The organism is Bradyrhizobium sp. C9 (assembly GCF_002532045.1).
Classification (GTDB): domain Bacteria; phylum Pseudomonadota; class Alphaproteobacteria; order Rhizobiales; family Xanthobacteraceae; genus Bradyrhizobium.
This window is the reverse complement of the sequence record NZ_NWTG01000005.1, coordinates 277502-290693: the sequence shown is the minus strand read 5'-3', so window position 1 is coordinate 290693 and position 13192 is coordinate 277502. Positions and strand designations below refer to the sequence as shown.

At 66.1% G+C, this 13192-nt stretch carries 2 protein-coding genes; both read left to right on the top strand.

The window, feature by feature from the left end; translation table 11 throughout:
• Positions 1–138: 138 nt before the first annotated feature.
• The gene (locus CO675_RS14245) at positions 139–807 is read left to right on the top strand and encodes an invasion associated locus B family protein (RefSeq protein WP_158231240.1); all 669 of its coding nucleotides are present in this window, start codon (positions 139–141) and stop codon (positions 805–807) included.
• A gap of 337 nt (positions 808–1144) precedes the next feature.
• Entirely contained in the window at positions 1145–12892 is an 11748-nt protein-coding gene (locus CO675_RS14240; protein WP_158231239.1) for a hypothetical protein, read from the top strand.
• The last annotated feature ends 300 nt before the right edge of the window (positions 12893–13192 follow it).

Below are 13192 nucleotides of genomic sequence, written 5' to 3'. Positions count from 1 at the left end.
GCACCAGGGTTGACGTCGGGATCGATCCGTCGATCGCTTCGACGCTCCGCTACTCGCTGGCTGCGATTTCTTTGTTTACGTCACGCCGCCCGCATGTAAATTTTCTGCATTGGTCGATAATTTTTAATGGGGGCTTCGATGCGTTCGTTTCCAGCAATGCGCGTCATTCTGTTCGCCGCGCTCTCGGCGGGCGCAGCGCAATTGAGTGCCGCCCAACAAACTCACGCTCAGGCTCCCGCACTGCCGCAGCCCACGCGACCGGCTGCGCCGCGGCCGCCGGCACCGCAACCTTCGGCAGTTCCTGCGGCTCCGGCTGCTTCACCGCAGCCAACTCCGAGCGAAGCTTCACCCGTGAGTTCGCTGCCGCAGAATACGACAGCAACTTTCGGCGATTGGGTGATGCGCTGTAGCCGCATCGATAGCGGCAGCACGACGAATTGCGAGGTTGCGCAGACCTTGCAGGTCCAGGGGCAGGGACCGATTGCCGAGATCGCATTCGGTCGTCCGCCCGGCAATCCATCCGCCGGAATGAGGATCGTGGTCGTGCTACCGAATAATGTGACGTTCGCCGGGCCCGTTCAGATGTCGGTCGATGAAAAAGACAAGGCGGTGGACCTCACATATCGGCGTTGCCTGCCGTCCGGCTGTTTCGCCGATACCGAGGCGCGTGACGACGTTCTTGTGAAATGGCGTGCTCAAACCGGCCGCGGCCGTCTTGCCTTCAAGGATGGCAGCAATCGTGACCTCACACTGCCGTTCTCGTTTCGCGGGCTGGCGCAAGCGTTGGACGCGATGACGAAGCCGTAGCTGATCCATTTTGGGAACTTGAATGGCCCAAAAGCCACACCGGATGACCAAACGTGTCTGTCCGTGACGAATTGCGACCTGCTCAGTTGCAGATTATCAGGTTCGCGCGTAGCAATTGTTTCGTTAATTTTCGATGATCGGCTGCAGGTTTCCCAGGCGCAGCCGATAGCAAAGTGCCTTTGCTACTCACGACCGTACGACCAAGGTAATTTTATTCGAGGGTAACGTGCGCAACCCAACAGCTTGGGGAGCGGGTACGTCCACGCAAAACTATATTAGCATTCATGTCCCGTGGACGTCGACGCCGCGTAAACTGAAGTTCCGTTGGTCCTTGCCCTTGCGCATTTTGTGCGCGTTGGCGCTGCTGCTCTTCACCGTCATCGATGCGCCGTCGCCTGCATTGGCAGATTGCCAACAGGATACGCCGGTTGGCGGAACGACCACCTGCTCCGGTGCACCGGCGACTTTCCCGAATGGCGGCGCCGGCCCGGCCGGCGGAAACACGACGCTCGACGTCAACAATCTCGCAGGAAACATCGCGCCGAATGGCGGCACCGCGAGCGCCAACATATCGGTCGGCGGTGGGAAAGCGTCCAACGGAACGAGCCTGCCGATTCACGGGACGAACGGTTCCGGCGGATCGAGTGCGCCAGACGTTGCGGTGAATTTCGTAGGCCCCGGAGTCGGCTTTCAGGCGACCAGCACAAATGCCGCCGGCATCGTGGCGCAAAGCGTCGGACAGGCAGGAGGTGATGGCGGAACCGGCTTCGGCGCGTTGGTCTTGCTCGTGCCGGTTCCTGGTATCGGCGGCAATGGTGGCTCCGGTGGTGACGGCGGCAATGTCACCATCACGACGACCGGTGGCGGATTGATTTCGACAACAGGCACCAATGCCCACGGCATCCTGGGCCTCAGCGCCGGTGGTGCCGGCGGCGCTGGCGGCAACGGTGACACCTTCGGCTCAGTCGGCGTCGGCGGCGACGGCAAGAACGGCGGAGCGCCGAAATCAGTCACGATCAATAATGTGCTCGACATCGCAACGCACGGCGCGGGCGCGGCCGGAATCTGGGCGCAAAGCGTCGGCGCTGCCGGTGGCGCGGCCGGCTCCGCGGACGGTCTCAATATTGCCGGCATCGGCGGCTCGGGCGCGGCCGCCTCTGACGGAGGGACGGTCAAGGTTACGACCGGCGGCACGATCACGACGGTGGGCGACAATGCATTCGGCATTTTCGCACAGAGCATAGGCGGCTTTGCCGGCTCGGGCGGCGGATCGATCGGTGCGCTTTCGTTCGGTGGCAGTTCCTCGAGCGCAGGTAAGGGCGGTTCGGTCTCCGTCACGACAACAAGTGGATCGATCGGCACCAACGGAACGGGTGCATCGGCGATCTACGCGCAGAGCGTCGGAGGTGGCGGCGGCGCGGGCGGCAATGGCGGCGGCGTTGTCGGCTTCGGCGGCGGCGGTTCGACCGGCGGTGCCGGCGGCAACGTCTTTGTCAGCAACAGCGCCACGCTCACCGTTATCGGAAATCAGTCGACAGGCATCTTTGCGCAGTCGGTCGGCGGGGGCGGCGGCACCGGCGGCGTCGGCGTCGGCTACATTGGCGGCGGTGGCAATGGTGGCGGCGGCAATAATGGCGGAACCGTCGAGGTCCACAATTTCGGCGCGATGACGCTGACGGGAACCGGCTCCTATACCAATGCGTCGAACTCGACGACGGCGGCCGGCATCTTCGCACAGTCGATCGGCGGCGGCGGCGGTGATGGCGGCTTCGCGCTCGGTGCATCGGGGCTTGGCGGTCGCGGCGGCGCCGCCGGCGACGCCATGAAGGTCACGGTCGATAACAACGCCAACATCTCCCAGAACTGCACGTCCTGTATCGCCGCCGATGCGATCTTTGCGCAGTCGATCGGCGGCGGCGGCGGCAATGGCGGCGGCTCGGTCGGTGTCTTTGCGATCGGTGGTGCCGGCGGTGGTGGCGGCTCCGGCGGCGAGGTCGTCGTCGGGTCGAACAACGCTGCGCTGGTGACGCATGGCGATTTCTCGCGCGGCATTCTCGCGCAATCGATCGGAGGCGGCGGCGGCAACGGCGGCTTCGGCGCGGGCCTGATCTCGCTGGGCGGCGATGGCGCCGGCGGCGGCATCGGCGGCGCCGTCACGGTCACTGCGAGCGGCTCGATTCATACTTTTGGCGCCAATTCGGAAGGCATTCTCGCGCAGTCGATCGGCGGCGGTGGTGGCAGCGGCGGTGGCGCGGCCGGGCTTGCGGCGCTCGGCGGCAAGGGCGGTGCGGGCGTCAACGGCAGCGCGGTCACCGTCACCAATTCGGCGACCATCATCACGGAGAAGGATTTCTCGACCGGTATCACGGCGCAATCGATCGGCGGGGGCGGCGGCAACGGTGGGTTCGGCGCGGCAGCGCTGTTCTCAGTTGGTGGTTCCGGCGGCTCAGGCGGCAGCAGCGGCGGCGTCGTCACCGTGACGAACAACGGATCGATCACGACAGGCGGCAATGACGCGGCCGGCATCCTGGCGCAGTCGGTCGGCGGCGGCGGCGGCAATGGTGCCGGTGCGGTCTCCGCAGGCATCTTTATCGGCAACGGCATTGGCGGCAGCGGCGGCGCCGGCGGCAACGCCAACAATGTCTGTGTCAACGCCAATGCAGCCTGCAACGCTATCGGTGCGATCTCGGCGAGTGACATTACTACCAGTGGCGCCCGCTCGTCGGGCATCGTCGCACAATCGATCGGCGGCGGTGGCGGCAACGGCGGATACGCAGTGGCCGTCTCGGTTGGCGTGTTCGGCAGCGAATCGTTCGCGCTGGGCGGCAAGGGCGGACCTGGCGGCACCTCCGGCAACGTGTTCGTCGGCGCCAATGGCAGCATCACGACACATGGCGTGAGCTCCAACGGCATTCTCGCGCAATCGATTGGTGGTGGCGGTGGCGATGGCGGCTTTGCGGTCTCAGCGACCGGCGGTGCCACCTTCGCCTCCGTTGGATTGGCGTTCGGCGGCAATGGCGGTCATGGCAACGACGCCTCAGCCGTGACCGTTTACAGCACGGCCAACATCACGACCACCAACGACCTCTCCAACGGCATCTTCGCGCAGTCGATCGGAGGCGGCGGCGGCAATGGCGGTTTCTCGATTGCAGGCGCCGCAACCAACGGCGTTGCGGTTGCATTGGACAAGAGCGGCAGCGGGGCCAATGGCGCTGACGGTAAGGCCGTCACCGTGACCAGCATCGGCAACATCTCGACTGGCGTCTCCGGCGGCGCCGGCGCCGGATCGAACGGCATCCTCGCGCAGTCGATCGGTGGCGGCGGCGGCAACGGCGGATTTGCCGGTGCGTTCAGCGGTGCGGGCCTCGCCAGCGTCAATCTTTCGTTCGCGTCGAGCGGCGGCACGGGCGGCGCCGGCGGCGTCGTGACCGTCAACAACAACAGCGCTGCCACGGCAAGCAATACGATCGAAACCTGGCAGGCCAACTCGAACGGCATCCTTGCCCAGTCGGTTGGTGGCAAGGGTGGCAATGGAGGCTTCTCGCTGTCGGGCGGCGGTGCCGGCTATGGTGCGGTCAGCGTCGGCCTCGGCGGCGATGGCGGCTCCGGCAGTAACTCCGATGTCGTCACCGTCACGAGCTATGGCGCGGTCACGACCCATGGCGATCATTCCGATGCGGTCGCCGCACAATCGATCGGCGGTGGCGGCGGCAATGCCGGCTTCGCGATCGCAGCTTCCGGGTCCGGAATGGCGAGCGCCGGCATTAGCCTCGGGGGCACCGGAGGTGCTGGCTCCGACGCCAACACGGCCAAGGTCACGTCGACCGGTGCGATCACGACGTCGGGTCTCTCTTCAAATGGCCTGGTGGCGCAGTCGATCGGCGGCGGTGGCGGCAATGGCGGCTTCGCGATTGCGGCCTCCGGCTCTGAAAACGGCGCGCTCTCGCTCGCGTTCGGTGGGGCAGGCGGCAGCGGCGGCACCGCAGGTCTCGCCAGCATCGACTCGACCGGCAATATCACCACCAGTGGTGCGCAGTCCGCAGGCATCCTCGCGCAATCGATCGGCGGCGGTGGCGGCAATGGCGGCTTCGCCGTCAGCGGCACGCTCACGATCAGCAGCGGCGGCTCGGCGTCGTTTGCGTTCGGTGGCGACGGCGGCGCCGGCTCGAAGGCGGGCGCCGTTCACGTCGGCAGCACTGGCAACATCTTCACGTCGGGGCCGAGCTCGGACGGCATTCTCGCGCAGTCGATCGGCGGCTCTGGCGGCAAAGGCGGCTTTTCCGGCTCGTTGGCACTCGCCAGCGGTGCTGCGATCGCGAGCGCGGTTGGCGGCAACGGCGGCTCATGCACCGGAGGGGGACAGTGCAATTCCGGTGGCGCGGTCGATGTGACGAGCATCGGCAACATCACGACCACGAAAGACAGCTCGATGGGCATCTATGCCCAGTCGGTCGGTGGCGGCGGCGGCAATGGCGGCTTCTCGTTGGCCGCTTCGGCGACCATGGACTACAACTCGGTTGGCAAGTCCAAGGGCGGCACTGGCGGCACCGGAGGCACCGGCGGCACGGTGACGGTCACCAGCATTGGCGAGGTGCACACGCAGGGCAGTGAATCGACCGGTATCTTCGCGCAGTCCCTGGGTGGCGGCGGCGGCAACGGCGGCTTCGCGATCGGTGCATCGCTGTCTTACAGCGGTTCGACTGACCTGAACTCAGTCGGCGGCAACGGTGGCACCGGGAACAATTCGAGCAAGGTTACGGTCACGACGCAACAGACGTCGGGGACCGACCTGACCGGCCTTTCGGTGAAAACCGAGAAGGACAATTCGGTCGGCATCCTGGCGCAGTCGATCGGCGGCGGCGGCGGCAATGGCGGCTTTTCGATCGGTGTCAGCCTGTCGGCGGGCTCAGACGCCGCCAACAACACGGTCGGCGGCAGCGGGGGCGCGGGTGGCAGTTCCGGCACGGCCGGCATCCTGATGGTCGATGTCACCAACCACGGTGCTATCAGCACTGCAGGCCGGAATTCCAGCGGCATCGTCGCGCAGTCGATTGGTGGCGGTGGCGGCAATGGCGGTTTTGCGATTGCTGCGACGGCGACCGTGTCGGACTCGAAGGGATCGGCACAGGCGATCGGAGGCAAGGGCGGCGCCAGCAACAATACCAGCGGCGACGTTCACGTCACCAATGTCGGGAACGTCACCACCGGCGGCGATCTGTCATTTGGCATTCTCGCACAGTCGATCGGCGGCGGCGGCGGCAATGGCGGGTTTGCGATCGCGGGATCGCTCTCGACCAACGGCGCAGGCGTGACCAACGCGACGGGCGGCGATGGCGGCGGCGGCAACGCGGCTGGTAACGTCCTCGTCAAGTCGGATGGCACCATCCTCACCACTGGCAACGGCTCAGGCGGTATCGTTGCGCAGTCGATCGGCGGAGGTGGCGGCAGCGGCGGCTTCTCCGGAGGGATTGCGCTTGGTCTCGGCGGCGACGCCACCACCAACACCATGGGCGGCAAGGGCGGTCCTGGTTCGGATGGCGGAACGGTCACGGTTCAATCGGGGCTGAACGGCTCCGGATCGCTCATCCTGACACTCGGCGACAACGCGGCCGGCATCACCGCGCAATCGATCGGCGGCGGCGGCGGCAATGGCGGCTTCAGCGTCGGCACCGCGTTCAGCTCGAGCGACAAGAGCTCGACCAATACCGTCGGCGGTTCGGGCGGCAACGGCGGCATGGGCAAGGATGTCACGGTCACCAACGCCGCACAGATCATCACGACGGGCTTGCTGTCTCACGGCATTCTCGCCCAGTCGATCGGCGGCGGCGGCGGCAATGGCGGCTTTGCGGTGAGCGGCTCCCTCTCCGTTGGAACCGACTCCGCGGCGAGCACGACCGGCGGCGGCGCCGGCACCGGCCAAAAGGCGGGCGCTGTGACGGTGACGAACTCGGGGGCGATCTCCGTCGGCACGCTGGGTCCGCGTGACGGCACGATCGCTATTCTGGCGCAATCGATCGGTGGCGGCGGCGGCACCGGCGGTTTCGCAGGTGGCGTGTCCGTCAGCTCGAACGGCAAGGCGATCAACAACACGACGGGCGGCAATGGTGGCAGCGGTGCGGACGCCAACACCGTCACGGTCACCAACAGCGCCGCATTGTCGGCGAATGGCGCAAATGCCGGCGGCATCGTCGCACAGTCGATTGGTGGCGGCGGCGGCAATGGCGGCTTCTCCCTGGGGGCCGCGGCCTCGTCAGCCAAGGGCGTGAACCAGGGTGTCGGCGGCCAGGGCGGTTCAGCGGGCCTCGCGATGGCCGTCGAAGTCGACAACAATGTTGGCGGCACGATCGACACCAAAGGCGCCTTTGCCCATGGCATCGAAGCCCAATCGATCGGCGGCGGCGGCGGTAATGGCGGCTTCTCGATTGGCGCCGGCCTGTCGTTGAACGGCGATGCCCAGTCTACTGTTGGCGGCGGCGGCGCAGGCGCCGGCAGCACCGGCGGCACGGTCACCGTCAAGAATTTCGACACCATCACCACCGACGGCTTCAACGCGCACGGCATCTTCGCGGAATCGATTGGCGGCGGCGGCGGCTCCGGCGGTTTCTCGGTCAGCGCTTCGGTCAGCGCCAACGGCTCCGCGCTCGACAACTCGGTCGGCGGCAATGGCGCCGGCGGCGGCAACGCCATGCTGGTGACGGTCGAGAACTCGGCAAGGATCGTGACCAAACAGGACAGCTCGATCGGCATCCTGGCGCAGTCGATCGGCGGCGGTGGCGGCAGCGGCGCGTTCGGAATCTCGGCGGCGGGATCGACCGCGAATGCCGGCAGCCAGAGCGTCGGCGGCAATGGCGGCACGGCCGGCATCGGCGGCGACGTCACCGTGAACAACCATGCAGGCGGCGTCATCATGACGTCGGGCATGTACTCCTACGGCATCGAGGCGCAATCGATCGGCGGTGGCGGCGGCAATGGCGCGTTTTCGATCGGTGCCGCGGCCTCGCTGAACAACGACTCGAATGCGAAGGTCGGCGGCGGCGCCGGAGGGGCGGCCGGTGGCGCCGGTGTCGTCACCGTCACCAACGACGCCAATATCGGCACGACCGGAAAGGGCGCCCTCGGCATCTTCGCGCAGTCGGTCGGTGGCGGCGGCGGCGCCGGCGGGTTTGCGATCGGCGCCAGCGTCAGCGCTAGCGGTGCGAGCCTCGGCAGCACGCTCGGCGGTGCGGGTGCCGGCGGCGGCGCTGGCAACTCGGTGAATGTCACAAACACCGCGCAGATCGCGACCACCGGCACCAGCGCGACCGGCATCTTTGCGCAATCGGTGGGCGGCGGCGGCGGCAATGGCGGTTTCGCGATCGGCAGTGGCGTCTCGCAGGCGAAGTCGGCCAGTTCCTCCGTAGGCGGTTCAGGTGGTGGGGGAGGCATCGGTCTTGACGTCACCGTCACCAACACGTCGACCGGGCTCATCTTTACTGACGGTGCAATGGCCCACGGCATCCAGGCGCAGTCGATCGGCGGTGGTGGCGGCAACGGTGGATTTGCGGTCGACGGTACGCTCAATCTCGGCGGCGACGCGAGTTCGACCGTCGGTGGCGGCGCGGGCGGCGGCGGCGGCCTGGCCAGCGCGGTGAAGGTCACCAATGACGGTCAGATCGTTACCAACGGCGCCGCATCGATTGGCGTCTTTGCGCAATCGGTGGGCGGGGGTGGTGGTTCGGGCGGTTTCGCCGGCGCGTTCAATGTCGGCAATGGATCGACCCTCACCAACACGGTCGGTGGCTCGGGCGCCGGTGCCGGCAATGGTGGGCAGGTCACGGTCGATAACACCGGGTTGATTCACACCACGAACGATCGCTCGATCGGTGTGCTCGCACAGTCGATCGGCGGCGGTGGCGGCAATGGTGGCTTCTCGCTGGCCGCCTCGGGATCGGGCGGCAACAGCACGACCACAAGCATCGGCGGTGGCGGCGGTGGCGGTGGCTCGGCCGATCTCGTGTCGGTGACCAATTCGGGTCAGATCGTGACCGAAGGCAAGCTCTCCTACGGCATCTATGCGCAGTCGGTCGGTGGTGGCGGCGGCAATGGCGGCTTCACGGTGGCCGGCACACTGGCAAGCGGCTCGGGTGGCATGGTGTCGAACGTTGGTGGCGGTGGAGGCAATGGCGGCAATGGCGGCGCGGTCACGGTCACCAATACGGGTATCATCGTCGTCAAGGGCGCAGGCTCGGTCGGCGTGCTCGCGCAATCGATCGGCGGAGGCGGCGGCTCGGGCGGATTTGCCGGCGCGCTCAGCCTCACCGGCGGTGGTGGCGGGCAGATGTCAAACAACGTCGGCGGCCACGGCGGTAACGGTGGCGACGGCGGCGATGTGACCGTCAAGAGCACGGGCAGTATCCAGACGTTGGCCGACGATTCGGTTAGCGTGCTGGCACAATCGATTGGCGGTGGTGGCGGCAACTCGGCCTGGGCGATCTCGGCGCAGAACGGCGGCGCACTCGGTGCAGAAGTGAACGTCGGCGGCTCTTCGAACGGGGCGGGCGGCGCCAAGGGCAAGGTGATCGTCGACGTCAGCGGCGGTGTGCTGCTCACCTCGGGTGCGCTGTCCTACGGCATGTTGGCACAATCGATCGGCGGCGGCGGCGGCAATGGTGCGATCTCGGTTCCGGATCCGCTGACGACGATGGGCGGTGGTATCACCGCGATGGTCGGCGCCACGGGCGGCATCAGCGGTAACGGCAATCTTCTGACCACCACCAATGCCAATCCAACGACGACAACAGGCGAAGGCGCAATTGGTCTGATCGGTCAGTCGATCGGCGGTGGCGGCGGCGCGGACGGCGCCACCGGAGACATCTCGGTCGGTACCGGTGTCGGTGTGCTCAAGGCGATCGCCGGTGGGACCAGCACCAATGGCGGCTCGGGTGCCGCGGTCGCATTCAGCAATACCGGGAACATCATGACCTCGGGCAATCTGGCGGCCGGGGCGGTGGTGCAGTCGGTCGGCGGTGGCGGCGGCAACGCGATCCTGGCATTCGGCGTGGTGACCGGAACGCCGCTGGGGATTGCCCTTACTGCTGGAGGTTCGGAAGGCGCCGTCGGCAATGGCGGAACGGTCAATCTGCCGAGCTTCACGGGGGCTGTCGCAACGTCGGGTGCGCTCGCCGCTGGCCTGATGGCGCAGTCGATCGGCGGCGGCGGCGGCTATGTCGGCTTCACGACACCGACCGGCACCAACGTGGGTGCCAACGGCGTCAGCTTCGCGGTGGGCGGGCTCGGCGGCGCGGGCGGTCTTGCTCAATCGGTGACCTTCAATGCGACGCAGACTGTCTCGACGAGCGGTGTCGGTTCGGTAGGCCTGCTCGGCCAATCGATCGGCGGCGGCGGTGGCTTCGCCGGCTTCTGGAGCGGCGGCAGCGAGAACCCCACGGTCTCGAGCTTCGTCATCGGTGCGATCGGCGGCGCCGGCGGCAAGGGCGACGCGGTCAATATGGGCGCCGGCGGCTCGGTGTTCACGACCGGCACGGGGGCGATCGGTGTGCTCGGGCAATCAATCGGCGGCGGCGGCGGTGTCGCCGAGGCCTTCGGCGTTGGCTCGTCGGGAGGCGTCAAGATCGGCGCCGGTGGCGGTGCCGCGGGCGATGGCGGAGCCGTGACGATAGCAACGCAGTTGGTCTCGACGACTGGCAACGGCGCCCACGCGGTCGTCGCGCAGTCGATCGGCGGCGGCGGCGGCTTGCAGATGGCATTTGGTTCGGATGGCACTGCGACCGCATCGGCGGTCACCGGCGGCGTGGGCGGCGGTGGCGGCAATGGCGGCAACGTCAGCGTGACCACGAATGGCGCGATCACGACGACTGGCGCCGGTGCACACGGGATCATCGCGCAGTCGATTGCGGGCGGCGGCGGCATCGTCGGCGGTGGCGCTTTTGCAAATGCGCCCGGCGCGAGCGGACCGTTCGCCGGCAGCGTCGGTGGGGCGGGCGTCGCGGGCGCGGTGACCATCAACGCACAAGCGAATGTTGTCGTGACCGGTGCCGGTTCGAGCGCGATCTACGCCCAGTCGGTCAACGCTCTGGGTGTCGGCGGCAACATCGGCATCACGCTCGGCAACGCCGGGCTCGGCACCGCTCAGTCCGTGCTCGGCAGCGGCGACGGTGCAACGACGACCAATGCGGTGACCATTGTCGGCGGCGCAAACAACACGCTGACGAGCTACGCCCTGCTTGCGACGATGGCCGGCATCAACGGCACGGCGGTGAGGGGCGGGGTCGGCAACGAGGCGATCACGAGTTTCGGTCACATGATCGGATCGATCGACCTCGGGACCGGCACGAACTCGATCGACAACAAGCCCTACAACAACAATCCGTCGCTGATGGCTGGTGTGTTCGACGCCGGTGCCGCCATCAATCTCGGCGGACCTGCGGCCGGCAACGTCCTGACCAACGAAGGCCTGCTTTCGCCGGGCGCCTTGTTCAACGTCTTGACCACCAATCTGAATGGAAACTTCGTGCAGACCGCAGCTGGTTCCTGCGGCGCCTTCGGCCTGCCGACCAGCACCTGCGGGTATTTCGGCGTCGATCTGGATCTGAAGTCTGCCACCGCGGATCGGCTGAACGCGACGGGAACGGCGAATGTCTCTGGCGCTGTCGTGGTCAATATCGGCAATGCGGGTGACGCTACACCGGGCACCAATACATTGACGATCATTTCGGCTGCCGGGGGCGAGACCCATCCAAACCTGATTGCGCAGGCTCAACAGACCGCTGTTGCGCAGTACTCGCTGGTCTATCCGAATGCGACTGATATTGATCTGAAATACTCGATCGACTACTCGCCCTCCGGCTTGACCCAGAACCAGCATTCCGTCGGCAACGCAGTCAACGCCATCCAGACAGCGCATGTACAGACCTTCCGTCCGATCGCGGCGGCATTGTTCTATCAGCCGACCGTGGACGTGCTGGGTGCGGTGTACGACACGCTGTCGGGCGAAGGCGTGGCCGCAGTCGAGCAGACCGCGATCTCGGCCAACGACATGTTCCACTCGTCGATCCTGAGCCAGGCCCGGTTCTGGATGTTCGACAATGACAGGAACGATCCCAACAGCCTGACCTTCTATGACGGGGGGCGGATGAGTTACGCGGCGGCGCCCGGCAATGGTTTCCCGAATTACGCGAAATCTCCGGGCCAGCGGACCTGGCGAATCTGGACGACGCTGAACGGAGGTGACTGGCGCTATTCGGGCAATCCGACGATCGGAACGGCGGCTACGTCATCGGCGGGCGGTGGATTCACCAGCGGTCTCGACTATCAGTTCGATCCGACCCTGATGGCCGGTGTCGCGGTCGGGTATGGCAAGGCGTGGGTCAAGATACCCGGGCGCGATACCAACGACAGCGTCGAGGGCAGCCACATCGCAGGCTATGCTGCGAAGCGCTTCGACAACGCCTATGTCATGGGCTCGCTCGGCCTTGAATACTTCACCAATACCGAGAGCCGCTTCGCAGCTATCCCGGGCACGGTGTTGCCGCCGCTATTCGGGTCGTCAGTTGCGCCAATTCCGGGATTTGCCGAACATCTGCTCGGGACCTTCAACAGCTACTCCGTCAGCGGCATGTTCGAGGGGGGTTACAAGTACCGCTTCGGCGACTACAATGTGACGCCGCTGGCCGGCCTGAATTTCACGTCGTACTGGATGAATGGCTTCACCGAGAACAACAACGGCGCGCCGAGCTTCATCGGCCTGTCGTTCGCGAGCCGGAACGTCAACTCGGTCCCGACTTTCATCGGCGCACAGATCGATACCACCCAGTTGCTGGCGAATGGCGGCTCGCTCTACGCTTGGGCGCGTGCCACCTGGGTTCACGAATTCCTGCCGCACCGGACCGTGAACCCGTCGTTCATCGCGGCGCCAGGATTTGACTTCGTTATCGATGGCGCGCTGGCTCCGACCGATCTGGCTCGCATCAATCTCGGCGCGAAGGTCGCGCTGGATCGAAACGTCTCGGTATCGGCCGATGTGAGAGCAGACCTGTACCGGACGCCGAGCATTGCGGGCTTCATCGGAGCCAAGGTCTCCTGGTGACGAGCCGTCTTGCAGAAGCTTCATGACGCCTTCATTCCTCGCGGTCCTTGCGGCGGCAGAAGGTTTCGGCCACGTAACGATTCTTACCTGGACGCGCCAGTTCCCGGACGGCAACTGAGTGAAGCTGGCCACGGTCGTGTGCACTCCCCAAATCGTGTGCGCTACGTGTGCACTCAAAGGTCAAAACGGGTACAAGCGTGTGCAAATTCGGCTAGTTTGGCGTGTACACGTTCATGGTTCATCCTGTTGAGACCTAAGGTAAGTAATTGAAATCGCAAGACTATCGATTCTCTGTGGCTC